This window comes from Rhizobium sp. CBN3 (genome assembly GCF_030518245.1).
Classification (GTDB): domain Bacteria; phylum Pseudomonadota; class Alphaproteobacteria; order Rhizobiales; family Rhizobiaceae; genus Rhizobium; species Rhizobium aethiopicum_A.
The window spans coordinates 527538-551619 of record NZ_JAULSE010000002.1 but is presented as its reverse complement, the minus strand read 5'-3'; the positions used below and the strand labels follow the sequence as shown (position 1 = coordinate 551619).

The 24082-nt window shown below is 59.9% G+C and carries 21 protein-coding genes; 7 read left to right on the top strand and 14 right to left on the bottom strand.

The window, feature by feature from the left end; translation table 11 throughout:
- Positions 1-303: 303 nt before the first annotated feature.
- Both QWJ46_RS05335 and QWJ46_RS05330 read right to left on the bottom strand, forming a co-directional pair.
- On the bottom strand, positions 304-636 hold the full coding sequence (locus tag QWJ46_RS05335; RefSeq protein WP_064695711.1) for a GYD domain-containing protein: 333 nt from the start codon (positions 634-636) through the stop codon (positions 304-306).
- Positions 637-1158: 522 nt separating this feature from the next.
- Complete coding sequence (locus QWJ46_RS05330; protein WP_302749486.1) at positions 1159-2184, bottom strand: LacI family DNA-binding transcriptional regulator; 1026 nt, start codon at positions 2182-2184, stop codon at positions 1159-1161.
- 172 nt (positions 2185-2356) lie between these two features.
- On the opposite strand from QWJ46_RS05330, the gene QWJ46_RS05325 reads away from it, so the two are divergent.
- From QWJ46_RS05325 to QWJ46_RS05300, 6 genes are all read left to right on the top strand, one after another.
- Positions 2357-3616 (top strand): sugar ABC transporter substrate-binding protein, encoded by a 1260-nt coding sequence (locus QWJ46_RS05325; RefSeq protein WP_184459096.1) that lies wholly within the window; start codon positions 2357-2359, stop codon positions 3614-3616.
- Between the two features lie 60 nt (positions 3617-3676).
- Positions 3677-4558: a carbohydrate ABC transporter permease gene (locus QWJ46_RS05320; RefSeq protein WP_184459095.1), complete on the top strand. Its 882-nt coding sequence runs from the start codon at positions 3677-3679 to the stop codon at positions 4556-4558.
- The gene (locus tag QWJ46_RS05315; RefSeq protein ID WP_302749485.1) at positions 4551-5387 is read left to right on the top strand and encodes a carbohydrate ABC transporter permease; all 837 of its coding nucleotides are present in this window, start codon (positions 4551-4553) and stop codon (positions 5385-5387) included. Before QWJ46_RS05320 ends, QWJ46_RS05315 begins: the two co-directional genes overlap by 8 nt.
- Before the next feature lie 13 nt (positions 5388-5400).
- Positions 5401-6543, top strand: a complete 1143-nt coding sequence (locus tag QWJ46_RS05310) for an ABC transporter ATP-binding protein (protein WP_302749484.1) — start codon at positions 5401-5403, stop codon at positions 6541-6543.
- A 52-nt stretch (positions 6544-6595) separates the two neighbouring features.
- A complete protein-coding gene (locus QWJ46_RS05305) occupies positions 6596-7957 on the top strand; it encodes a NosD domain-containing protein (protein WP_302749483.1) in 1362 nt (453 codons plus the stop codon).
- A gap of 111 nt (positions 7958-8068) precedes the next feature.
- Complete coding sequence (locus QWJ46_RS05300) at positions 8069-9736, top strand: GH32 C-terminal domain-containing protein (protein ID WP_302749482.1); 1668 nt, start codon at positions 8069-8071, stop codon at positions 9734-9736.
- A gap of 53 nt (positions 9737-9789) precedes the next feature.
- On the opposite strand, the gene QWJ46_RS05295 is transcribed toward QWJ46_RS05300, so the two are convergent.
- Positions 9790-10197, bottom strand: coding sequence for a carboxymuconolactone decarboxylase family protein (locus QWJ46_RS05295; protein WP_302749481.1), 408 nt, complete (start codon positions 10195-10197; stop codon positions 9790-9792).
- A 297-nt stretch (positions 10198-10494) separates the two neighbouring features.
- On the opposite strand from QWJ46_RS05295, the gene QWJ46_RS05290 reads away from it, so the two are divergent.
- Positions 10495-11424, top strand: coding sequence for a TauD/TfdA family dioxygenase (locus tag QWJ46_RS05290; RefSeq protein ID WP_302749480.1), 930 nt, complete (start codon positions 10495-10497; stop codon positions 11422-11424).
- 138 nt (positions 11425-11562) lie between these two features.
- On the opposite strand, the gene aspA is transcribed toward QWJ46_RS05290, so the two are convergent.
- The 11 genes from aspA to QWJ46_RS05235 form a co-directional block, all read right to left on the bottom strand.
- Positions 11563-12990: an aspartate ammonia-lyase gene (gene aspA / locus QWJ46_RS05285; RefSeq protein WP_302749478.1), complete on the bottom strand. Its 1428-nt coding sequence runs from the start codon at positions 12988-12990 to the stop codon at positions 11563-11565.
- Between the two features lie 100 nt (positions 12991-13090).
- The gene (locus QWJ46_RS05280; RefSeq protein WP_302749476.1) at positions 13091-14194 is read right to left on the bottom strand and encodes an asparaginase; all 1104 of its coding nucleotides are present in this window, start codon (positions 14192-14194) and stop codon (positions 13091-13093) included.
- Positions 14195-14263: 69 nt separating this feature from the next.
- The gene (locus QWJ46_RS05275) at positions 14264-15727 is read right to left on the bottom strand and encodes an amino acid permease (RefSeq protein ID WP_302749474.1); all 1464 of its coding nucleotides are present in this window, start codon (positions 15725-15727) and stop codon (positions 14264-14266) included.
- Between the two features lie 233 nt (positions 15728-15960).
- Positions 15961-16668, bottom strand: coding sequence for a FadR/GntR family transcriptional regulator (locus tag QWJ46_RS05270; protein WP_302749472.1), 708 nt, complete (start codon positions 16666-16668; stop codon positions 15961-15963).
- Between the two features lie 47 nt (positions 16669-16715).
- On the bottom strand, positions 16716-17435 hold the full coding sequence (locus tag QWJ46_RS05265; protein ID WP_184459084.1) for a FadR/GntR family transcriptional regulator: 720 nt from the start codon (positions 17433-17435) through the stop codon (positions 16716-16718).
- An 84-nt stretch (positions 17436-17519) separates the two neighbouring features.
- Positions 17520-18341, bottom strand: a complete 822-nt coding sequence (locus QWJ46_RS05260) for a bifunctional allantoicase/(S)-ureidoglycine aminohydrolase (protein WP_302749470.1) — start codon at positions 18339-18341, stop codon at positions 17520-17522.
- Between the two features lie 55 nt (positions 18342-18396).
- Entirely contained in the window at positions 18397-20253 is a 1857-nt protein-coding gene (locus QWJ46_RS05255; protein ID WP_302749469.1) for an ABC transporter ATP-binding protein, read from the bottom strand.
- 34 nt (positions 20254-20287) lie between these two features.
- Positions 20288-21484, bottom strand: a complete 1197-nt coding sequence (locus QWJ46_RS05250) for an aminotransferase class V-fold PLP-dependent enzyme (RefSeq protein WP_302749467.1) — start codon at positions 21482-21484, stop codon at positions 20288-20290.
- A 134-nt stretch (positions 21485-21618) separates the two neighbouring features.
- Positions 21619-22131 carry a RidA family protein gene (locus QWJ46_RS05245; protein WP_302749466.1) on the bottom strand — a complete coding sequence of 171 codons (513 nt, stop codon included), beginning with the start codon at positions 22129-22131 and terminating at the stop codon, positions 21619-21621.
- Between the two features lie 62 nt (positions 22132-22193).
- Complete coding sequence (locus tag QWJ46_RS05240) at positions 22194-23063, bottom strand: ABC transporter permease (RefSeq protein ID WP_302749465.1); 870 nt, start codon at positions 23061-23063, stop codon at positions 22194-22196.
- On the bottom strand, positions 23063-24004 hold the full coding sequence (locus QWJ46_RS05235) for an ABC transporter permease (protein WP_302749464.1): 942 nt from the start codon (positions 24002-24004) through the stop codon (positions 23063-23065). Before QWJ46_RS05235 ends, QWJ46_RS05240 begins: the two co-directional genes overlap by 1 nt.
- Positions 24005-24082 lie beyond the last annotated feature (78 nt).

Below are 24082 nucleotides of genomic sequence, written 5' to 3'. Positions count from 1 at the left end.
CGCTCCTCCCTTGCAACCCGGCTCAGCCGGTCGGATCGGGGGCTGAGCGTCAGTGCCAGCGTCGCATTTCTAATCGGTTGGCAGAGTCGCATTCCTAATCAGCTTTGACATCTTCTGAGCCGCAAAGTTAAAGTGTCCTGTTTCTGCAAAGTTGGAATGTCACTCTCCCGGCGTTTGATGGCGTGGGAGATTTACGCACTCTCCTGCCCGAATGCCTGACCTCTCCGCCTGTCAGGCGATGCCGGAACGAACCGGCAGCGGATCGCACATCCGCTGCCAAAGGTAATTCAACGAGTGGCCTGCTTATTTTGCCGGGGCTTTGTAGGCGGATGCGATTTTGCCCGCCTTTTCTTGGGCGGCCTTGAATTCCGCACCCGTGTACGCTCGCACGGTTTTGATATTCGATACTGCTCCCGATGCGCCGACGACAAGAAGCGCGGGGATCAGGTCAACACCATCGGGGAATTCTGCGATTACCATCCAGTCGGTTTCGCCGGTCGTGACGTAGAAAGAATGCTGTTTCCCGCCTGCTGCTTCCATGATGGCACGGGCAGCCGCTTCCCGGTCCGATGGATCGGCGATCATTCCCTTCGCTGCCGCGGCTGAATAGCACCCTGTGATTATGAACAGTGGCATAGGACATCCTCCTCAACAATCGGCAGATCGGGTGATCTGCCGCATATTCAGTATCTCACATCCAGGCGTTCACCGCGATTAGGTAAACCGGAGTAAACCCCGGCGTGGGGCGCGCCCTGTCTGCAAGAAGCGCCCTCTCCTTCGTCGAACCTCGATGCCGACGACAAGGACGTGGGCGAAACTGCCGAAGGTCAGGCGCGAATCTTCTCTTTCGGTGGCGCGATGCGGATAACTCTTGCGCTCCAGTCCGCTACTCTGCCCGTTCGACCGCCGCGATGGCAAGGTCGGTGCCAACAACCTCTGCGGTCGCTCCAATGCGATCCTTCCCCGGCGCCAATATCAAGGATACACATTCCTTTTCTCAGGCGGCTTCGAGAAAGCGTCGCGTCAAACGTCATCAGAGCAAATGCTGGCGCGCCCTGCGCCGCTGAGCCGAAGCCACTTCCCACCCCCGCCGTGCGGCTGTGGCGACGCTCAAATCAGACATGATCATTCGACTCACGCAGTTGAGCTTCTCGACGCCTAACGAGGGCCGAAGGCGACAGAGCTACGTTCAACCAGCTTGCAAGAGACAACCCGACTGGCCGGATAAATCTTCTCGCCCGCTATCAAATCGTTCAGCCACTTCGCACCCTCTCGGCCGAGATCGTAATAGGGTAACGCGGCCGTGGTCAGCTCCGGCTTCAGCGCCATAGTGACTGTTCGAAAATCGTCAAAGCCGACGATGCTGACGTCTTGTGGAATCCGCAATCCCAGTGCCATGGCGGCAATGTAGATTTGAATCGCCATTTCGTCGTTGCCGCTCATGATCGCGGTCGGACGGTCGTCTTGTTTGAGCATTTCGGTCGCTGCCGCAAAGACGTAGTTGTTTTCTGCCCCAACAGGTCCGTCCATGCCAAGGCTGATAGAGAGGTCGTTCTCTGTTAGACCGAATTCGCTTGTCGTTCGGCGAAATGCATCCAGTCGCAGTTCGGCTCCCAATAGGATCGGATTGAGCCGGATGTAACCGATTCTGCGATGGCCCCGTTCAAGGAGGTACCGGGTAAGATCTCGCGCCCCCTGATAATCATCAGGCTCGATAGACGGCAGGATCTCCCTGGTTTGCGGCCGACAATTTATCATCACTGTCGGAATACTGACATCGCCGGTCTCCGGATCCACGATGCGCCGGTACATGGTTACATACAGGACTCCATCGATGCGATGGGACTGGAACATTTTCCAGATTTCCACCTCTCGCTCGGAAGAACCACCGGTGTTGGCGATCAGGATGGTTTTCCCATTCGCATTGGCCCAATCCTGAATTCCGCGGACAATATCGACCGAATAAGGCGTCGTGGAAACATAATCGGTGATAATCCCAAAGGTGTTGGAGCGGCTGGATCGTATGAGGCGCGCCGCCATATTCGGGATATAGCCGAGGTCGCGAATGGCTTTTTCCACCCTCTCTCGGGTTTCCTCAGTCACGTAGGGCTCGCCATTGATGACGCGAGAGACTGTTTTATTGGAAACCCCGGCCGCTTTCGCGACGCTGACGATGCTTACCATGTGCGCCAATTCTCCTGATGCGGGTCTGTTGTAAACCACACACATGACAACGTCGACATATTTTTCTGACAACGTCGACAATTGCAATTGACAACGTCGTCATAGCGCGCCTATGGTCCCAACAATGGAACAGCCTGAGGCAAGTGCTTCCGGCGGAACAAGGGAGGAATTCATGAAGAAACTGCTTGGCGCCAGCGCGCTCGCGCTCGTTTGCATTGCGGCCTCCGCCAAGGCCGAAACCATCAATATCCTCGTGGAAGGCGGCGGCGAAATGCTGCAGAAGGCAGCCGCAGAGAAGTTCACCGCCGAGACCGGTATCAAGGTGGACTTCACCGTCGTTCCCTATCAGGGCGTCTTCGACAAGTTTTCGGCCGAAATCGCCTCCGGCTCATCGGCGTTCGATGTGGTAACGATCGACGTCGTGTGGAACGCAAAATTCGCAAGCCATGTCGAAGATCTCGCGCCGCTTTTCACCGATGCGGTTCGCAAGGACCTGCCGCCTGCCTTGCTTGCCGACGCGAAGATCGGTGACAAACTGATCGGCATGCCTGCTTGGGCCAATGCCGAAATTGTTTTTTATCGCAAGGATCTCTTCGACAAGCCGGAGGAACAGAAAGCGTTCCAGGCAAAATATGGTTATCCCCTCGCCCCGCCGAAGACTTGGCAGCAATGGCGCGACATCGCAACATTCTTCACCCGAGACACAGATGGTGACGGCAAGACCGACTTTTGGGGCACCGACACCATCGGCAGCTTCTCCGAAGAATGGATGGCGCATGTGCTTCAGGCGGGCTCGCCAGGTGTGATCCTCGACAAGGACGGGAAGGTGATCATCGACAACGAAGCGCATAGAAAGGCGCTCGAATTCTACATCGCGCCGCACTGCATCGATCATTCCGTGCCCGAAAACGTGAACGAAATCGGCTGGGGCGAGGCTCAGAACCTGTTCTATCAAGGCAAGACGGCGATGATGAAATTCTGGGCGCACGCCTACAAGATGACGCCCGCCGATTCCAAGGTCAGCGGAAAGGTCGGCGTCGTCCCGATGCTCGCAGGCGATGCAGGAATCGCGGCAATTCCGGGTCCTTGGTACAATGTCGTTCCGTCGACCTCCCAGCACAAGGACGCGGCCAAGAAGTTCATAGCCTTCGCGATCGCCAACAATGCCCTGGGTATCGAAGCGCCGCTTGGATTGGCTGCGACGAACTCGGCCTATAACGGCTATGCCAGCAAGCCCGGTTATGAGCATTTCACGCCGCTGCTTGAGACGTTGAGTGCTCCTGCGACGCAAGGCCGTCCGATGAACGAAAAATATCAGGAAATTGTCGACGAAGCGGTTCTTCCAGCCGTGCAGCAGGCCCTGACGTGCAAAGCGGATGTCGGCAAGGTCCTGACGGACGCCAAGGAAACGATCGAAGACATCCTCGACTAATCCCTCGGCGGCGAGGAGGACGGGTGGTCCTCCTCGCATCATCAGCTTTCGGAGAGCGCCATGTCGGGTGAAGACCGATTCGTGCTGTGCATGCTTGCGCCAGCCCTCGCCATCCTTGGCTTGCTGGTCGCATACCCGGTAGGGCTTTTGGTGTTCGATTCCTTTTTTAAGGTCGACACCATTACTCCCCACATACGAGAGTGGATCGGGCTCAAGAACTATATCGACGCGCTAACTTCGAAGCGCGTCGCCGAAAGCGCATTCAGAACAATCCAGTATTCGATCTTTGCGCTGTTCTTCGAATTTACCTTCGGTTTCTGCGCCGCGCTGCTGTTCACGGCGCTCCCCGGTCAGTCGCGCTGGCACCGCACGATCTTCACGCTGCCATTGATGGTGCCGCCCATAGTCGCCGGCCTCTTATGGCGCTTTCTCCTGGTCGGGAACATCGGCATCTTGAACTACGGGCTCGTCCATCTGGGCGTCATCAGCGATTCCGATGCGATTGCCTGGTTGTCCGACGAAGATATCGTCATCTATTCCGTCTCTTTCGCCGATATCTGGCTGACGACATCCTTTGTCGCCCTCGTCTCCTATGCCGGATTGACAAACATTCCCAAAGACCTGCTCGAGGCGGCGCGGATCGACGGCGCGAACGCGTTCAAGCGCTTCTGGCATGTCACGCTGCCGCTGATGCGCCCGGTGATCGCCGTCGTCGTCATCGTGCGTGGGGTGGATGCGGCCAAGACCTTCGACCTCATCTGGATCCAGACGCAAGGTGGCCCCAACCACGCTTCTGAGGTGTTTTCGATGAACATCTATCAGCGCATGGTGCGCTTCGGCGATCTCGGCGAGGCCTCGGCCTCCGGCACGCTGTTTCTGATCGTCATGATGCTTCTGGCCGCCGCTGCCTATTGGAAGATATGGAGGCCGGTCCATGCGTAGTGCGCGCCGTCTCAATCTCAACGGCATCGTCATCAATGCCGCCGCGCTCGTCCTCGTCATGTCCTATGCGCTGCCTTACGTTTATCTGCTTATGACGTCGATCAAGCCGGCAGCGGATGTCCAGCAGATTCCCCCGAGCTTCTTTCCCGTCGTGATCTCTTTCGAGAATTTTCGCGATGTCCTGCAATCGTCGACCCTGCCGCGGGCCTTCGCAAGCTCGCTGGTGGTGGCGGTGCTGACAACCATCCTTTCCCTCGCTGTGGCGGTTCCGGCCGCTTATGTCGCGACCCACTACCGGCGCCGGATCACCACCTTGTTCCTGCTTTTCGCGCTGGTCACGCGCATGGTGCCCTCGGTGTCGCTCGGCGTGCCATTGTTCCAGCTTCTGAAGTCGCTCGGTCTGCTGGATACAATTCCCGGTCTGGTGCTCGCCCACACATCAGCCGCGGTACCTCTTGCGCTTCTTCTCATGGCGGCCTTCTTCGAAGGCGTTCCGAAGGATCTGGAAGAGGCGGCGCGCATGGACGGCTGCACCCGTTTCCAGGCTTTTCTGAAGGTTATTCTTCCGATCATGACGGGGGGAATCGCCGTCACCGCGCTCTTTACCTTCATCACGAGCTGGAACGAGTTCCTCTATGCGCTGCTGCTGACGTCAGAGGCGACCAAAACGGCACCGATCGTCATTGCTGAATACAACTCCGTCTATGGCCTTGCCTGGGGAGCGATGACGGCGGCGGCCGTGCTCTATTCACTGCCCGTCATCATCGTAACGCTCGCACTTCAAAAGCAGATCGTCGGCGGCCTGACTTTCGGCGCTGTAAAAGGATGAGGGAGGCTAAGACATGGCCGGTATAGAACTACGCAACGTCAACAAGATCTACGGCAACAGCTTTCATGCGCTACACGATCTGAGTTTCAACATCAGGGATGGTGAGTTCATGGTGTTTGTCGGTCCCTCGGGTTGTGGGAAATCGACGGCGCTACGGATGATCGCCGGCCTTGAGAGCATTTCGAGCGGCGAACTCAGGATCGGGGACAGGGTCGTCAACGATGTCGATCCCAAGGATCGCGACATCGCCATGGTCTTTCAATCTTACGCGCTGTACCCGCACAAGACCGTACGCGAAAACATCGCCTTTCCCTTGCTGATGGCGGGGTTGCCGAAATCCGACATTGCCAGCCGCGTGGATGAGGCCGCGCGCATCCTCGAACTGACGGCTCTGCTCGACCGCAAACCGGCGCTGCTCTCGGGGGGCCAGCGGCAGCGCGTCGCCATGGGTCGGGCGATCGTCCGCCAGCCGTCCGCCTTCCTGATGGATGAACCGCTGTCCAATCTCGATGCAAAACTGCGCGTGCAGATGCGCGCCGAGATTGCCAGCCTGCAGAGAAAACTCAATGTCACCACGATCTACGTCACTCACGATCAGGTCGAGGCAATGACGATGGGTGACCGTGTCGCTGTCATGAAAGGCGGTGTGCTGCAGCAAGTCGATACACCGCAAAATCTGTACAGCCGCCCTGACAACGTCTTTGTTGCGGCCTTTATCGGATCGCCCTCGATGAACTTGTACGAAGCCGTTTTGAATGGAAGGACGGTGACCCTGGGCAGCAACAAATTCGATATTCCTGACCGGGTTTTCGAATGCCGTCCCTCGCTCAAGGGTGCGTCTCACCGTCAAATCCTCCTCGGCATCCGGCCGGAGCACATGAACGACGCGGCAATCCGGCCTTCCTCGGCCGAGATCTCGGCCCCGGTCACTCTTGTTGAGGCGCTGGGTTCTGAATCCATGGTGCATCTGAAGATCGATGCACCTTGGGTGGATGCTGGCGACCCGGATGCCATTGCCGACATCGGCGACGAAAAAGCGGCGGTAGCCCGTTTTTCCCCAAAGAGCACAGTGCGAGCAGGTGACATCGCGCGCATCGCTGTCGATGCCGAAGAACTTCACTTCTTTGACCCGGGCACCCGCACCAGCATCTGGTGATGGCAGCCAAAAGAAAACAAGATTAACCCTCGCTGTCCGAGGAGACATGACAATGGTTAGCGAAAACTGTTACGACGTCACGAAGTATCCAACAGGCAATCCGCGTGAGGATATTGGCGCTGTTATCAATAACATCATTGCGGATATCAAGAAAAGGCAAGCGGTGGTCGATGCAAATGACGGCGGAAAACCTGGATCGGTTATCTACATACCCCCAGGCGATTATCGTCTCGTCACTCAAGTCGTTATCGACGTGAGCTATCTGAAAATCGTTGGCTCTGGGCATGGTTTTACGTCGTCGAGCATCCGCTTCAACACACCCGCAGGCGAATTGGCCCACTGGCACGAGGTGTGGCCGGGCGGAAGTCGAATCCTTGTGGACACGTCTCCAGAGGCCGCAGACGGTGAGGCTGCTGGTGCCGCGTTTTATGTCAAGCGCAGCGGAAATCCTCGTATAAGTTCTGTGGAGTTTGCTGACTTTTGCATCGATGGCTTGCACTTCATCGATGATGGTTCGGGGCAAGACGACGCAGAAAACACATACCGGAATGGCAAAACGGGAATCTATGTAGGCAGCGCCAATGACTCATTTCGAATAACCGGGATGGGCCTTATCTACCTGGAGCATGGAGTCACTGTTCATGATGCAGATGCGCTCGCGATAGATAATAATTTCATCGCAGAGTGCGGCAACTGTATCGAGCTGAAAGGTATGGGGCAGGCCTCAAGAATAGCAAATAATTTTGTCGGCGCCGGATATAGGGGACACTCAATTTACGCCGAGAATTACGCGGGCATTCTGGTATCCTCGAACAACGTATTTCCTCGAGGAGCAAGCAGTGTCCATTTCTCCGGCGTGGTGCGTTCCTCGGTCACGGGAAATAGGTTCCATTCCTTCTATCCCGGAATGTTGGTGTTTGCTGCTAACTGCTGCGAGAATTTGGTCTCCTCAAATCACTTTCTGCGAGATCGCGAGCCATGGGCGCCGATGCAGAAGTACGACAATGGTTTGGATGATCTGTTTGGACTTCTGCAGATTGACGGCAGCAACAATTCGCTGATCGCGAACCATATTTCGCACACCATTGACACTCAATATATCAAGCCTCCCGCAGCAAAGCCTATCATAATCAATGTAGTTTCCGGCAGTGGAAACTACATAGCCAACAACCACATTGTGGCCACCACCGAAATACCTCAAAAAGACGGAAGCGATACGCCAAACAGCGCCTGTTTTTCAACACAAGTGAGCGCATTGCTTTCAATCGGGAATTCGACTTTGCTCGACGTAACGACTGTGCTGGTGCAAAGGAACTCCGTGGGGAATACAGTCCTGGACTGCGGAAATGTCGAACAAGTGGTAATGGACCGAACGGTAAATGCATTCAGGGGCACTCCGGCTCCTGGGCAATAGACCGCAGCCGCCAGGCCCCGCCCGCCGGTCGTGGGACCACAAGTCCTCTTCCCGAGAAAAACTTGGGCCAGTCTACGGACCGGCCGTTCCTCACTCAGATTGCGTCCCCAAATGGCTAAAGCGACTGTCTCTTTTGCTTCGGGCGAGCGTTTGGAATTCTGGGCAGTTGGCCCCGGGGCCGTCACCATTTCACAATATGGTGAGACCCTCTGGCATGTACCCGCTTTCGAAGCTCATCCATCATACTATTCCTATCACCACCGCGAGGCCGGCAGCGTTGTCGTTGAATGGGACTGGCCGGACGCATTCCTTTGGACCTACTCCTACGATCCGGCAACCGTTGCGAAGGCCGGCATAAAGCTATGGGAATTCAGCACGGATGAAATTCTCATTCGCGCAGGAAAGGAAATTGGCTCATGGCTGCGAAGCGATCCTCAGCGGCCTCGACTTCATTTTTCTCCTTGTCGCAACTGGATGAACGATCCCGTGGGTCTTTGCAGGATCGGCGACTGCTGGCACCTGTTTTATCAATTCCATCCATGCGGCGGCGACTGGGGGCCGATGCACTGGGGGCATGCTACCAGCCCTGACCTGTTCACCTGGACACACATGCCGGTTTTTCTCCATCCGGAGCAGAACCTCTGGCGTCTCGGTGCGACCGGAGGCGCATTCTCCGGCAATGCATTTCAGGACAGGGATGGCAGCCTGATGTTCTTCTATACGGAACGCCTGCCTGCCTATGACCTTTTCAAAGGTTATCGCGAAATACAGAAGATCGCCCGCCCGGACCGGCGGATGATCAAGGCGGAAAGCATCTCGATCGTGCTCGAGCAGCGCCCCGAAGGAGTCGAGCACGATTTCCGCGATCCAAAGGTGTGGTGGGATAAGGCCTCCGGCGCTTATCGTATGGTGCTCGGCGCTTCTATTCATGACGACCCGGCAGTCTTGCTTTACGGCTCCGAGGATCTGCTTGAGTGGAAATACCTGGGACCGCTGTACCGTGCACCGCCCTTCTTCCGCGAGCAGGGCGCCAGAGCAGTTGAATGCCCCGATTTTTTTCCCATCGACGGCAAATGGGTGCTGATCATGGGACTTGTCGGACACTGTGATCCTGACAGCGGGCGCCACAACCTCCTCTATGGGCTTGTCGGAGATTTCGTCGATGACCGCTTCATTCCGGACTCCGATGCCCTGCAACTCCTCGATTTCGGCAGCGACTTTTATGCGATGCAGAGCTTCGCGACGGGTGGCAGGCAGATTGCCTTTGCGTGGCTCTTCAATTGGGAGTTCCGCAAGCCTGCCGGATCGCCGTATTCCGGCGAGTTGTCCTTGCCCCGCCAGCTATCGCTGGATGCGCGTAACAGGATATGTATGAGACCCGCTGACGAAGTGGAGGAGGCCCTCACTCATGCGCCTCTGTCTTCCGCAGAGCCCGGCAGATACGTTCTGGACGACGCGTCGATCGATATCCGATTGAACGGGATGCTCGACGGAACAAGGATCACCGCGACCGAAGCCGGACAATTGTCATTTTCCATCGTCGTGGAAGATCAAAGTGTCTCCGTGCAGTTGCCACAAGACGACGGATCGATCCGTTACGCCGCGGCGATTGCCGGTACGACGGATCTGAGAGTCATCCACGACAAGGGCATCGTAGAGATTTTTGCTGACGGAGGAGCCGTCTGCGGCACGCGGCGCAACTATCTCAACGTCAGACCGGACGATCTTGTTATCCTGTCAAAGGCACATGTGAGTCGCATCGTGCTGAAGGCGCTCTAAGAGGCAGATTCTGTACGTCGATGCCGCAGCCGCGAAGTTACGCGCGTCGTTTCCTACCGCACCTCGAATTCCGGATCTGTGGGAACCTGCATGGCGAGAGCGAGATGATTTGTCTGCGCGGCAAGCCCGATGATCGTCAGGAGCTCGCCATGTTGGGCATCGGTCATGCCGCGGGCTCGGGCGGCTGCGGTGTGGGATTGAATGCAGTACTGACAGGCATTGGCCGTCGACACGGCGATGTAGATCATCTCCCGCGTCAACGGATCGATGGCGCCTTCGACCGTCATGACCGATTTGAGCGTCTCCCACACCCGCATGAGATTTGCGGGATCGTTCGCAAGAGCTCGCCAGAAATTGTTGATGAAATCGGTCTTGCGTGTCGCCCTGATGTCATCGAACACGGATTGCACCGCCGGAATGGCTGCGGCCTCTTCATCCGACAGGAGTTTGACTGTTGCCATCGATTTTCCTTTCCGATGTGCCGATTCACGGCCTCGAGCATGAGATTTGCCCGGTGATCCCATGCCGCCGGCGGAAGATACGAAGAAATGGCAACGGCCGCCAGCCTCCCCGCCGCCGAGGAAATCGAAGACGCCTATTTCAGGAAAACAGGGAAAATTAGAAATTATTGTCTACAGATTTTGTAGATTATACGGTTCCATAGCCCTGTCGACTTTCAGCGATGAGATTTCGAACGCCCGATGAATCCGTCTTCGGTCGCAAGTGACCTGCCGACTTCTTCCAAACAGGAGATTTCCATGAGCAATCCGGTTCTCGTCAATCAGATCATTCCCGAGTCCGATGTCGTCCCACTGACCGGCCGTGTCGGAGCCGAAATCAAGGGTATCCGCCTTGGCGGAGATCTTTCGGATGCAACGGTGGCAGCCATCAACCAGCTTCTGCTGAGACACAAGGTCATCTTCTTCCGCGATCAGGGACATCTTGACGATTCCGAACAGGAAGCCTTCGCACACCGCCTCGGCGATCTTGTGCCGCATCCAACCCAGGGACCGGTCGCCGGCACGGCTTCCATTCTCAATCTCGATTCCAGCCGCGGCGGCGGCAGAGCGGACCAGTGGCACACCGACGTCACCTTCGTCGACGCCTATCCCAAATTCTCCGTCCTTCGCGGCGTCGTCATCCCGGCGGCCGGCGGCGACACGATCTGGTCCAACACCCATGCCGCATATGAAAACCTGCCGGCGCCGCTCAAACTGCTGGCGGACAATTTATGGGCCATTCACAGCAATGCCTATGACTACGCCGCCGTGCGCCCGCGCGCCACCGCGGAAGAGAAGAAGCATTTCGAGGAGGTTTTCACCTCGACCGTCTACGAAACCGAGCATCCGGTCGTGCGCGTCCACCCCGAAACCGGCGAAAGATCGCTGCTGCTCGGCAATTTCGTTCAGCGCCTGGTCGGGCTGTCGAAGAGCGACTCCGCCAAACTTTACGAGGTGTTCCAGTCCTATGTCACCGCACCGGAAAATACAGTGCGCTGGCGCTGGAAAGCAGGGGATGTCGCGATCTGGGACAATCGTGCGACCCAGCACTATGCCGTCAACGACTATGGCGACCAGCATCGGGTGGTGCGCCGCGCCACGGTTGACGGCGATGTCCCGGTCAGCGTCGATGGCCGCCGCAGTGTAACCCATGTCAAGGCTGCCAAGCCGCAGGCCAAGGCGGCGTGATCGCGCATAGATGAGTGTTGCCCCGGCACATCAGACGACCAGAGCTTCATGTGCCGGTTGACATCCTTGCCGAGCAGATGGCGGAAGCACGTAGTGCCGCCCTTCGCAACAAGCCCGCCGGCAAATCAGCGGCATGCCTTACGAGAAGGAAAGCTTCTCGCTCGGCCGGGTCAGCGTTTCCGGGCGCAGGACCGCATCGAGATGCTCCTTCTGCATCAGGCCGCGTTCGAGCAGGATTTCATAGACCCCCCGTCCCGAATGATGCGCTTCCAGTGCAACCTCGGTGGCATTGCGATAGCCGATATAGGGGTTCAATGCCGTGACGATGCCGATCGACTGCTCGACCGTCTGGCGCAACCGGTCACGATTGGCGGTAATGCCTTGAATGCAGTTCGCCTCGAGCGTCAGGCAGGCATTGGTCAGGTGACTGAGACTGCGATAGAGGCTGTAGAAGATCACCGGCTCGAAAGCGTTCAGCTGAAGCTGGCCGGCCTCGGCGGCCATGGTGATCGTCACGTCGTTGCCGATCACTTCGAAGGCGACCTGGTTGACGACCTCGGGGATGACCGGGTTGACCTTGCCGGGCATGATCGACGAACCCGCCTGCCGCGCCGGCAGATTGATCTCGTTCAGCCCGGCGCGCGGCCCCGAAGACAGCAGCCGCAGGTCGTTGCAGGTTTTGGACAGCTTGACCGCGACGCGTTTGAGCACGCCCGAAAGCTGCACGAAGGATCCGCAATCCTGGGTCGCCTCCACCAGATCAGGCGACGTCACCAGATCGACGCCGACGATCTCAGACAGGCGCTCGCGCACCAGCGCAGCATATTGGGGATGGGCGGTGATGCCGGTGCCGATGGCCGTGGCGCCAAGGTTGATCTCGCGGATCAGTGAAACGGCTTCGGAGAGCCGCGCCTCATCCTCCGCGAGCATCAGCGCGTAGGTTCCGAATTCCTGCCCCAGCGTCATCGGCACGGCGTCCTGCAATTGGGTGCGGCCCATCTTGAGGACGTCGGCGAACTCGATCGCCTTGGCCTCGAATGACCGGCGCAGGACGGCCATAGCGTCGACCAAACGGTGAACGCCGATCCAGGCGGCGAGCTTCAGCGCCGTCGGATAGACGTCGTTGGTGGATTGCGAGAGATTGACATGCTCGTTCGGATGCAGGTGCTGATAATCGCCCCTGTTATATCCCATGATTTCAAGGGCCCGATTCGCAATCACCTCGTTGGCGTTCATGTTGGTCGAGGTGCCGGCGCCCCCCTGGATCAGATCGACGACGAAGTGGTCGTGCAGTGCACCGTCGCGAATTTCGACACAGGCCGCGATGATGGCGTCGGCGCGTGCCCGATCGAGAAGGCCGAGGCTTGCATTGGCCTGAGCCGCCGCCTGCTTGATCGCAGCGAGCGACGCGATCAGGTCTGCCGATTCACGCAGGGTCTGACCGGTGATCGGAAAATTTTCGACCGCGCGCAGCGTATGCACGCCGTAATAGGCCGAGACCGGCACATCGCGGTCGCCGATCAGGTCATGCTCGACGCGGATTTTCGCAATATCGGAGATAGTCATGGCTGAACTTTCGAGAGACGGCGCTGCGGGCCTGAATTGCGGCAGCAGGCCGGAGAGATGATGGGCTAAGACGCGGCAAAAATTGCCACATCCGAATGTGTCATCGGGTCAAAGCCGCAGGACTGGAATGCTCTCCGTCCGGCTTCGATCCGCGCAGCTTGAACGGAAAGGATACGCCGCCCGTCGTCACCCCCATCGTGTTCACGCGCTTGGGATGATGAAACTCCGCAAGCGGATTGCGGCATTCCGGCGAACCGATACCAAGCTGTTCGAGGATTTCCGTCACGACGGCGTAGAGGACTTCGATGTTGCCGTCCTCGATCTTGACCGAGATGCCGAGCGCCCCATCCGCTCCCAATCGCCTGGTTTCATCGGAGGCGCGCACGCCGATTGCATAGCTGGCATCGGCGCCGAGCTTGCCGATCATCGCGCCGTCGAATGCGCGCATCAAAACCGTGCAGTAGCGCCCCTCGCCCGCGACCAGTTCAGGATAGCGCGCCATTGCCTGGAAAATGCGAGCCAGAGCTGCGTCTCGCGTCGACAAATCCTCATGCCCCTCGCCCCGATCCGCGGCCGAAGCAAGCTTGGCGTAGAGGCGCGCCAGGCGATCCAGGGGAAAAGCGGGCGTCGGCAGATTGCATCCATCGATCCCCCATTCAACGTCCTGCGGGTCGAGGTCGCAGAGCTCGGCGACCGTCCGCTTCACGATCAGCTGCATCGGATGATCCGGCAGGTGATAGTCGTCGGCGCCCGCTCCGATGGCCCGGGCGCCGGCAATCATCCCGACGTGTTTTCCCGAGCAGTTGCTGCAGACCGCCGTCGGCGTATAGTCCTGCTTGATCCAGGCCCGGTTCACGTTTTCGGACAAGGACGGATGGCCGCCGCAACGAAGATCGGCCTCTTCGGCCTGGATCTTCGCCAGCATGGTCCGCGTCTGCGCGATATGGCGCTCTTCGCTGCTGTGGGACGCGCACATCAGCGCGAGATCCGCATCATCGAAGCCGTAGCGCTCGACCCCATTCGTCTCGAGGATGGCAAGCGCCTGGGCCGGCTTGGCGGCAGAGCGGGCCAGCGTCAGGCGCGTCGGATCGCCCAGCGCATAGAGCAACCTGCCCTTTGCATCGACGACCGCCGCATGGACGCGGTGACGGTTCTCGACGATGCCGCCACGATCGGTGACGACGAAATCCTCACTCGGGATCATTTCTCTCTCCATTGATGCGGTTTCCCGGCGGCCTTCAGCGCGCCGGGGAAAGCCTTGCTGTCGCGCGGGTCAAGCCAGATCGAAACCGCCGCGATCGTCGCCTTGTTCGGCCGCAATCAGGTGGATGCGCTCCCGCATCAGAAGCCAGCCGACCACCAGCGCCGGAATGATCAGCAGCAGAGACGCGACTGTGTAGGTGCCGACCGGATAATCGAGGGCCATCAGGATCACGACGACCGCCAGGAAGCCCAGCGTCAGCACGCCGGTATAGGGAGCGCCGAACATCCGGAATTCGGGCCGCGCCAGCTTACCCTGACGTGACAGGTACCACAGCTTGAGCTGGCAGAGGACGATGACGCCCCATGCAGCGATGATGCCGAGCGCGGCGACATTCAAGCCGATCTCGAAGGCTGCTGCCGGAACGACGGCGTTCAGCACGACGCCGAAGGCGGTGACAACAGCGGTTACCGCAATGCCGCCATAGGGCACGCCGGATCTGTTCATCTTCGCCAGCGCGGCCGGCGCCGAGCCTGAGATCGCCATGGAATGCAGGATGCGGCCGGTCGAATAGAGGCCCGCATTGAGCGACGACAGCACCGCGGTCAGCACGACGAGGTTCATGACGACGTCGGCACCCTGGACGCCGATCTTGCCGAAGAAGGTGACGAAGGGGCTCTCGCCGCCCTTATAGGCGGTATAGGGCAGCAGCAGCGACAACAGCAGAACCGAGCCGACATAGAAGACCACCAGACGCAGCACGACGGTGCGGATTGCGCGAGGCATGACCTTGCGCGCATTTTCGGTTTCGCCCGCGGCGGTCCCGATCAATTCGATCGAGGCATAGGCGAAAACCACCCCTTGTATCACCACCAGCGCCGGCAGGATCCCGCTCGGAAACATGCCGCCGAAGTCAGTAATCGTATTCAACCCCGGAACGTGGCCGTCGATCGGCGTGCCGGAGACGACGAAGTAAACCCCGACGATCAGGAAGACGACCAGAGCGAGAACCTTGACGAGGCTGAACCAGAATTCCAGCTCGCCGAAGACCTTCACCGACAGAAGGTTCATGGCGAGAACGAGAACCAGCGCCGTCAGCGCAAATACCCACTGATCGATCATGGCGATCCATGGGACATAGGCCTTGAAGAAATTCATGTAGAGAGCCACCGCGGTGACATCGGCGACCGCCGTCATTGCCCAGGTCAGCCAGTACAGCCAGCCGACCGCGAAGGCGAGCTTTTCACCGTAAAATTCACGGGCATAGGAGACGAACGAACCCGAGGTCGGGCGATGCACGATCAGTTCGCCGAGAGCCCTGAGAACGAGGAATGCAAAAAAGCCGCACAAGGCATAGACGAGTACAAGCGCCGGACCCGCGGCGGCAAGCCGCCCACCCGCGCCGAGAAACAGGCCGGTGCCGATGGCGCCGCCGATGGCGATCATCTGGATCTGACGCGGCTTCAGCGCCTTCTTGTAGCCGAGATCCTCCTCAGCGAAGATTTGGCCATCGGCCTCGGTTCTAGTGGATTCCATGACTGTTATTTCTCCTCCCTATCGTGGGTTCGGCAGCCTCCCCGGCCGCTCCTCCGCGCAGTCCCCATAAGATGTTAATCTGCTATGCGGTCTGACAGGTTTGTGAAATAGCTGAGGATCCGCGCCACGGTCAAGGGTCTTTCGTCCAATAGTGTGCATATATGGACGCCGGTTTGCCCATCGGGCAGCTGCCGATGCCCGGACGCACTGTGTTGGAGGACGCGCGCGGCTGCTTAACGCCGTTCGGCGCCGAGGATGCGATTGACCGCCGCCTCGACCTTTTTCAGATGGACCTCCATCGCGGCCCGGGCTTCGATCTCCGAGCCTGCAAGAATGGCTTCGACAATTGCCCGGTGCTCGTCGTTCGACTCCTGGCGCCGCGGCCCTAATACCGTCAGCAGCCCGGATTGCTGCGCCATCGCCTCGCGAACCTCGTCGACGATATCGCGGAAGACGGCGTTCTTCGATGCCGCAGCGATCAGCCCATGAAACTGCGAATCCAGCCGGACCCAGGCCTCGGTATTTTCCTCCTGCTCCATCTCGTCGCAAAGTCCGAGCAACCGGGACAGTTCGTCATTGCTTCGACGCAGCGCCGCCCAGCCGGTGGCCGATACTTCGACGTAAGGCCGCGCCTCCATCAGATCACGCGCCGAGTAATCGCCATAACTGATATTTCCGTCGCCGGCAGCCGCGAGCACATATGTGCCGCTGCCCGTTCGCGTCTCCGTCAGCCCCAAAATCTGCAGCGAGCGCAGCGCTTCCCGCACAATCGGGCGGCTGACGCCGTATTTTCCTGCCAGCTTTGATTCTGACGGCAGCTTCGAACCGGCAGCAAAACGGCCTGAAAGGATGAGGCTGCGCAATTCCTCGAAGACCAGTTCCGAGGCGCTTTTGCGACTGAGGGTCGCGGGATCGGACAGCCAGTTTTCTAGATCGTTCATCGCTTGCATTCGATTGGCCGCGCGGGATATCCGGCGCGTATTTGAAATCATGCCTTCCAGGCAGTTCGTCTGTTATCAGCAATCCCGATGATGGACCGCTCGACCTCCAGCAGGTGCTCCGCCATGGCCGCGCGCGCATCCTGCTCGCTGCCCGCGGCAACTGCCTCCAGAATTCGGCGATGCTCGGCGTTCGACGCTTTGCGCCGGCCGCGAACATGCTCGACGAGTTCGGATTGCGTCGAAAGCGCGCCGCGAACATCGGCGACGACTTTGCGGAAGATCGCATTGCCTGATGCCTCCGCGATTTCTCCGTGAAAGGCGGCATCCATCCGCACCCATTCCCGGACATCCTCTTCCTCGTCCATCCGCTCGCACAAGGATGTCAGTTGGGTCAGCTGCTCGTCCGAGCGCCGCAATGCCGCCCAACCGGCAGCCGGAATCTCGATACACGGGCGCGCCTCCATCAGATCGCGGGCGGAATAGGTGCCTCCGTCGAGTTGCCGCGCAGGGCTTTCCGAAACGACAAATGTGCCCCGGCCGGTCCTGGTCTGCGTGAATCCCAGCGTCTGCAGCGAACGCAGCGCTTCACGCACGATCGCCCGGCTGATGCCGTAACGTTCGGCGAGCTGCACTTCCGAAGGAAGCCGGATCCCGAGCGCCAGTTTCCGATCGACAATGGCCGTGCGGATATCTTCGAAGACCGCTTCGGCAGCGTTTCTTCGGCCTATCTCATTCTTCTCCGACAGCCATGAATCCATATCCCGCATCGAAGGACGATGCGGGCAATCCTGGGAGCTGTCAAGCAACCGAACAGGCTGATCGGAAGCGTCCGCGCGCGTCGCGAAAAGCGACTACCAGAGCTTCATGTGACGGTTGACGTCCTTGTAAAGCAGGTAGCGGAACCGGCCGGGGCCGCCGGCGTAGCAGGCCTGCGGGCAGAAGGCGCGCAGCCACATGAAATCGCCGGCCTCGACCTCGACCCAATCCTGATTCAGGCGATAGACCGCCTTGCCCTCCAGCACATAGAGACCATGCTCCATCACATGCGTTTCCATGAACGGGATCACCGCGCCCGGCTCCAGCGTCACGATGTTGACATGCATGTCGTAGCGCACATCGGCCGGATCGATGAAGCGGGTCGTGCCCCAGCGCCCGTCGGTGTCGGGCATGGCGCGGATCGGATGGTCGTCCTCATGCGTGACGATCGCCGGCGGCGGCTCCAGTCCCTCGACTTCCTGAAACGCCTTTCGGACCCAGTGGAAGATGGCAGGAGCCGAACCATCGTTTTTGAGGCGCCAGGCCGAACCCGCCGGAATGTAAACAAAGGAGCCGGCGCGCAGGGCGTGGCTGACGCCCTCGAGCTCCACCGTCATGCCGCCTTCGACAACGAACAGCACCGCTTCCGCCCGCTTGTCCGGCTCCGGACGGTCGCTTCCGCCGCCCGGCTGAACTTCCATTACATATTGCGAGAAGGTCTCGGAGAAGCCCGAAAGCGGCCGGGAGAGAACCCATGCCCGTGTTCCCGTCCAATGCGGAAGGAGGCTCGTGACAATATCGCTCATCACGCCGCGGGGGATGACCGCATAAGCCGTGGTGAAAACGGCCCGGCCTGAAAGCAGCTGGCTCTGCGGCGGCAAACCGCCGAGCGTCGAGAAATAATCGGTCTTGTTCATTGGCGCGGCTTTCCAAGCATTTGTATCTGCACCTGCTTTATGCGCCGCTGATCCGTTAGGCAACTCCCAAGCCGGACGAGCGATCGGCCATGACCAGATGGCCCGGCCCGACCTCGCGATAGGAGGCTTTCGGAGGGGCATAGTCGATCGGGCGCATCGGGCTCTTGACCTCGTCGTTCGCCACCAGGCGCTTTTCGTGGCGGCGGTCGGGATCGGGCACCGGCACGGCGGATATGAGCTTCTTCGTATAGGGGTGCTGCGGATTTTCGAAGATGGCGGCGCGCGGGCCAATCTCGACGATCTCGCCGAGATACATCACCGCCACGCGGTGGCTGACGCGCTCGACCACCGCCATATCGTGGGAGATGAACAGAAAAGCGAGGGTGAGGCTCTGCTGCAGGTCGAGCATCAGGTTGATGACCTGCGCCTTGATCGAGACGTCGAGCGCCGAAACGCTTTCGTCGGCAACGATGACCTTCGGCTGCAGGGCGAGCGCCCGGGCGATGCAGATGCGCTGGCGCTGGCCGCCGGAAAATTCATGCGGGTAGCGCGCCGCCATATCCGGGGAGAGGCCAACCTTCACCAAGAGATCGGCGGCGACCTCCTTTGCCTGTTTCGCATTGCCCATCCTATGCTCGAGATAGGGTTCGGCGATCGCAGCACCGACCGTCATACGCGGATTGAGGCTGGCGAAGGGATCCTGGAAGATCATCTGCACGGATTTGCGCATTTCGCGCAGCTCCTTCCTGTCGAGGCCGAGCACCTCCCTGCCCTCGACGAGCACCGAACCGGCCTGCGGCTCGATCAGGCGCATGATCGCCCGCCCTGTCGTCGATTTGCCGCAGCCGGATTCACCGACAAGCGACAGCGTCTCGCCGGCATGGAGATCGAAAGAGACGTTTTCGACCGCGTGCACGCGGCTCGTCAGCCGCCCGAACAGGCCGGAATGGATGTCGAAGCGCTTGGTGAGGTTCTTCACCTGCAGAACCGGCGTCACGGCCACCGTATCAGCTGCCTCGGCGGGAATATCCGATTCGCCCGTCGCCGTGTTGACCACGGGAAAACGCAGCGGCCTCCGCCGACCCTGCATCGAGCCGAGCACCGGCACGGCTGACAGCAGCGCCCTTGTGTAGGGATGTCCTCCGCGGTGAAAGATATCGGCAGTGGCGCCGCTTTCGACCTGTTCGCCGCGATACATCACCACGGTCCTGTCGGCGATCTCGGCGACGACGCCCATGTCGTGGGTGATGAAGAGAACCGAGGTTCCCTCCTCCTCCTGCAGCATCTTGATGAGATCGAGGATCTGCCCCTGGATCGTCACGTCGAGTGCCGTCGTCGGCTCGTCGGCGATCAGCAGTTTCGGCCGGCTGGCAAGCGCCATGGCGATCATCACCCGCTGGCGCATGCCGCCGGAGAAGCGATGCGGATATTCGTCGAAGCGCGAGGCGGCCGAGGGGATGCGGACCTTCTCCAAGAGCCTGATCGTATCGGCCTTGGCGTCGGCCCGGCTCATATCGGAATGGCAAAGCAGCGCTTCGGAGATCTGATCGCCGATGGTGAAGAGCGGATTGAGCGAGGTCATCGGCTCCTGGAAGATCATCGCGACTTCGTTGCCGCGCACCTGCCGCATGGCCTGTTCGGGCAAGGCAAGCAGATCGCGGCCGCCGAGCATGACGCGGCCTTCGATGCGGCTCGTTTCCGCCTGCAACAGCCGCATGATCGACAGAGACGTCACGCTCTTGCCGGAGCCGGATTCGCCGACGATCGCCACGGTCTCACCGGGCGCGACGGTGAAGGAGACATCGCGCACGACCGGTTTCCAGGCGCCGTCGACCAGGAAGGATGTGGTCAGCCCGTCGACGGAAAGAACGGGGCTCAATGTCTCGATCGGCTGGGCTTGGGCGTTGGCCATGTCGGCTCCTCTTGCGGCGGATGAGAACGGCGGATCAATCCGGCCAGCGCAGCAATCCTTCGAAGCGGTGCCTGCTGCGGTTTTCGATCGGGGTTGCGATGATCTCGTTGGAGGCCCGCGCCTTGTCGAGCTCCTCAGCAAGCCGGTTTGCGACGATCACCTCCTGGCCCGGATGCAGGTTGCACGGATCGAGATAGAAATAGCGGTGCTCGACCTCGTGATCGCGCACGATGATCGGCGGATTGCCCCTCGCCAGCCCATCGGCCAGATCCCAGGCGGTGATGTGCGCCTCTTCGGGATCGACGATGAGGCGCAGCCGGTCGAGCGGATTGTTGGTCGGGTCGGGTTCGATCAGCGCGGTAACGCCGGGACGACCATCGAGAGTCTTCTTCCAGAGATTGAGATAACCGGTCTCGCGTTCCCGGATGCCGGCATGATCGCGGCTTTCCCAGGCTTCCAGCGCCGCCATCACTCCGAAAATGCTCTCCTTGCCGACCTTCATGCCGCGGCCGATGCCCATATTCTGCAGGAAGGCATGGCGCACCAGATCCTTGCTGCCGGCGACGATGCCCGAGGTCGGGCCGCCGAGAAATTTGTGGCCGGAATAAAGCGCGATATCGGCCCCCTGCTCCAGGAAAATCCTGAGGTCATATTCCGAGGCCGCATCGACGATGACGGGCACGCCCTTGGCATGGGCGATCTCGACGAATTCCTTGAGGTTCAGAAGACCATAATCGACGACATGATGGGAAACGACATAGACGGCAGCCGCCGTCTTGTCGGTAATCGCCCTTTCCATGTGGAAACGGTGCGTCGAGGTCGCCTGGCCGATCAGCACCACCTTGCCGCCGGCAAGCCGGATCGCCTGGTCGACGGGCGCACCATAGCTCACCACATGGCCCATCTGCACCAGCACTTCGTTCTTCTCAGGTACGGCGTCCGGCAGTTTTTCGATCGCAAGCAGGTTATCGCCGGTGATTGCTCCGGCGACGGCGAGTGAAATGCCGGCCGAGCAGGAGGCGGTGACGAAGCCTGCCTCGCCACCGGTCAGCCGGGCGATGACTCTGCTCGCCTTGCGCTGCAGGTCGTTGATCTCGACGAAGTGCGGCAGGATCGACGCCATCGCGGCGATCGCCTCGGGAACGACGATCGAAGCGCCAAGGCTGGTCATCGTGCCGGACACATTGATGACGGGACGAAGGCCGAGCGAAGGTCTGATATCATCGGGCATGAATATCTCCGGAAGTCTGGGGCGAAGGGCAGAACATGGCGCGGTCATCCGGCAGTGTCGAGGAGCCGGAGGAAGGAGGCGGGTTAAAATAGAAAAAGCTCATCCGAAGACCACTCCAAAGATGAAACATCTCGTCAGGCATGCAAGGCGACGATCGCCTCGATCTCGACGGTGATGTTGCCGGGCAGCGAGCCGAAGCCGACAGCCGAGCGGGCATGTTCGCCGGCCGCTCCGAAGACGGCGATCAACAGATCCGAGCAGCCGTTGATGACGCTCGGATGGTCCTCGAACTCGGGTACGGCGTTGACCATGCCGAGCAGCTTGACCACCCGCCTGACGCGCGAGAGATCGCCGAGCGCCTCATGCATGACGGCAAGCAGATTGATGCCGGTCAGCCGCGCATGCCGGTAAGCCTCCTCGACATTGACGCCGCCGCCGACCTTGCCGGCATGCAGGAAGCCATCGGCCTCGCGTGGCCCTTGGCCGGAAAGATAGAGCATGTTGCCTTCTATCACATGCGTCACGAAATTGGCGATCGGTGGCGGTGGTGGCGGCAGCGTTATGCCGAGAGCGGCTAACCGTTGGTAAGGCGAGTTCTCGACCTTGCCGGCGGCGGCGGGGAACTGATTCACGCGAACTCCTGTCATGCAAATTTGAATTGGCGAATTTCGATTGGCGGATTTGGATTGGCCGACCGCTGGTCGACGGATTAAAGGTCCTTGCGCAGTCGCGGGTCGAGCATGTCCCTCAGGCCGTCACCGACCATCTGCAGTGACAGCACCGAGAGAACGATCGCCACGCCGGGGAAAAGCGTCATCCAGTCGGCCTGGCCGATATATTGCCGGCCGGCGGCGATCATCGTTCCCCAGGTCGGGACGTCGGGGCTGACGCCGAGACCGAGGAAAGAGAGACCAGCTTCGGCAAGCATCGCGCTGGCAAAGAGGAAGGTGGCTTGCACCAGGATCGGCGACAGCAAATTGCGCAGCACGTGCCGCGTCATGATGTGGAAGGTTGAAATCCCAAGCGCCCTCGCCGCCTCGACATAGGGAAGCTCGCGAATGACAAGCGTCGAGGCGCGGACGATACGCGCAAGGCGCGGCGCATAGACGATCGACAACGCGATGATGACGGTCGTCAAGGACGGGCCGAGGGCGGCGACGAGGGCGATGGCAAGCAGGATATCCGGGAAGGCCATCATCGCATCGATCAGCCGGGCGATCGGTGTATCGAGCTTGTGGAAGAAGCCCGCAAGCAGGCCGAGCGTGACGCCGATAGCGGCCGACAAGGCGACGACGGCGGCGCCAACGAGCAGCGACAGGCGGCCGGCGAAAATCGTGCGCGAGAAGACGTCACGGCCGAACTCGTCCGTGCCGAAGAAGAAGGTGCCGCTCGGCGGCTTCAGCCGGTTGACGATGGAAAGCTTCGATGGCGAAAAGGGCGCAACCACAGGCGCGAAGGCCGCCAGCAGCACGAAGATGGTCAGGATCAGCAGGCCGAAAGCCACCGTCCTGCGCTTCATCAGGCGGCGGACGAATTTGCTGCCTTCGCTTTCTGCGGGTTTGATTGCGATATCGGCCATCAGTAGCGCACCCTCGGATCGACGAGCAGGTAGAGCATGTCGATTGCAAAATTGATCAGCACGTAGAGCGCGGCGATGACGAGCAGCGCCCCCTGGATGACGGGATAATCGCGGCGCAGCACCGCCGAAACGACGAGATTGCCGACACCCGGCAGGCCGAAGACGGTTTCGGTGACGACGGCGCCCGAAATCAGCACCGCCGCCGTCAGGCCGAGCACCGTCAGGATCGGGATCAGCGCATTCTTCAACGCGTGCTTGAGGATGACCTTGCGCTCGATCAGCCCCTTGGCGCGCGCCGTGCGGATATAATCGTCGCCGAGCACATCGAGCATCGAGGCGCGGGTGAAGCGCAAGATCAGCGCCGAAGAGACGATGCCGAGCGCAAAGGCCGGCAGCGTCAGATGATACATCCGGTCGATGAAGGTCGAGCCCGGGCCGCCATAACCGGAGACCGGGAAGAGATTGAGCCTGACGGCAAAGAACTGCATGAGAATGAGGCCGAGCCAGAAGCTTGGAATGCTGGCGGCGAACATGGCGAGCGTCGTTGCCGCCTGATCAATGAAGGAACCGCGCCGATAGGCGGCATAGATGCCGATCGGCAGGGCGATGATGCTGGCGATGGCAAGCGAGAACAGCGTCAGGAAGAAGGTCGGCTCGGCCCGGTCGATGAGCGCCGATGTGACCGGCATGTTGAGGAAGATCGACTGTCCGAGATCGCCCTTCAGCAGCTGGCCGATGTAATAGAGATATTGCAGCCCGAGCGACTGATCGAGGCCGAGCCGGGCCCTGAGGTCGGCAATATCCTGCGTCGTCGCATCCGGCCCGAGCATGACTGCGGCCGGATCACCCGGCGTCACGCGCACGATGACGAAGACGATGGTGACGACCAGAAACATCACGACGATCATGCCGAATAGGCGCTGGAGGATGTAGCGTATCATGAATGCCGGCCTTCAAGCCCTTGCAGATGCGGCAGAAAAGAAAACCGGTACCCGTCCTGGAGGACCGGTACCGGCGGT

Bases quoted from the DNA above. Each gene is read 5' to 3' on its own strand.
- QWJ46_RS05335 (WP_064695711.1), bottom strand. From the start codon at position 636: ATGCCACTGTTCATAATCACAGGGTGCTATTCAGCCGCGGCAGCGAAG.
- QWJ46_RS05330 (WP_302749486.1), bottom strand. From the start codon at position 2,184: ATGGTAAGCATCGTCAGCGTCGCGAAAGCGGCCGGGGTTTCCAATAAA.
- QWJ46_RS05325 (WP_184459096.1), top strand. From the start codon at position 2,357: ATGAAGAAACTGCTTGGCGCCAGCGCGCTCGCGCTCGTTTGCATTGCG.
- QWJ46_RS05320 (WP_184459095.1), top strand. From the start codon at position 3,677: ATGTCGGGTGAAGACCGATTCGTGCTGTGCATGCTTGCGCCAGCCCTC.
- QWJ46_RS05315 (WP_302749485.1), top strand. From the start codon at position 4,551: ATGCGTAGTGCGCGCCGTCTCAATCTCAACGGCATCGTCATCAATGCC.
- QWJ46_RS05310 (WP_302749484.1), top strand. From the start codon at position 5,401: ATGGCCGGTATAGAACTACGCAACGTCAACAAGATCTACGGCAACAGC.
- QWJ46_RS05305 (WP_302749483.1), top strand. From the start codon at position 6,596: ATGGTTAGCGAAAACTGTTACGACGTCACGAAGTATCCAACAGGCAAT.
- QWJ46_RS05300 (WP_302749482.1), top strand. From the start codon at position 8,069: ATGGCTAAAGCGACTGTCTCTTTTGCTTCGGGCGAGCGTTTGGAATTC.
- QWJ46_RS05295 (WP_302749481.1), bottom strand. From the start codon at position 10,197: ATGGCAACAGTCAAACTCCTGTCGGATGAAGAGGCCGCAGCCATTCCG.
- QWJ46_RS05290 (WP_302749480.1), top strand. From the start codon at position 10,495: ATGAGCAATCCGGTTCTCGTCAATCAGATCATTCCCGAGTCCGATGTC.
- aspA (WP_302749478.1), bottom strand. From the start codon at position 12,990: ATGACTATCTCCGATATTGCGAAAATCCGCGTCGAGCATGACCTGATC.
- QWJ46_RS05280 (WP_302749476.1), bottom strand. From the start codon at position 14,194: ATGATCCCGAGTGAGGATTTCGTCGTCACCGATCGTGGCGGCATCGTC.
- QWJ46_RS05275 (WP_302749474.1), bottom strand. From the start codon at position 15,727: ATGGAATCCACTAGAACCGAGGCCGATGGCCAAATCTTCGCTGAGGAG.
- QWJ46_RS05270 (WP_302749472.1), bottom strand. From the start codon at position 16,668: ATGAACGATCTAGAAAACTGGCTGTCCGATCCCGCGACCCTCAGTCGC.
- QWJ46_RS05265 (WP_184459084.1), bottom strand. From the start codon at position 17,435: ATGCGGGATATGGATTCATGGCTGTCGGAGAAGAATGAGATAGGCCGA.
- QWJ46_RS05260 (WP_302749470.1), bottom strand. From the start codon at position 18,341: ATGAACAAGACCGATTATTTCTCGACGCTCGGCGGTTTGCCGCCGCAG.
- QWJ46_RS05255 (WP_302749469.1), bottom strand. From the start codon at position 20,253: ATGGCCAACGCCCAAGCCCAGCCGATCGAGACATTGAGCCCCGTTCTT.
- QWJ46_RS05250 (WP_302749467.1), bottom strand. From the start codon at position 21,484: ATGCCCGATGATATCAGACCTTCGCTCGGCCTTCGTCCCGTCATCAAT.
- QWJ46_RS05245 (WP_302749466.1), bottom strand. From the start codon at position 22,131: ATGACAGGAGTTCGCGTGAATCAGTTCCCCGCCGCCGCCGGCAAGGTC.
- QWJ46_RS05240 (WP_302749465.1), bottom strand. From the start codon at position 23,063: ATGGCCGATATCGCAATCAAACCCGCAGAAAGCGAAGGCAGCAAATTC.
- QWJ46_RS05235 (WP_302749464.1), bottom strand. From the start codon at position 24,004: ATGATACGCTACATCCTCCAGCGCCTATTCGGCATGATCGTCGTGATG.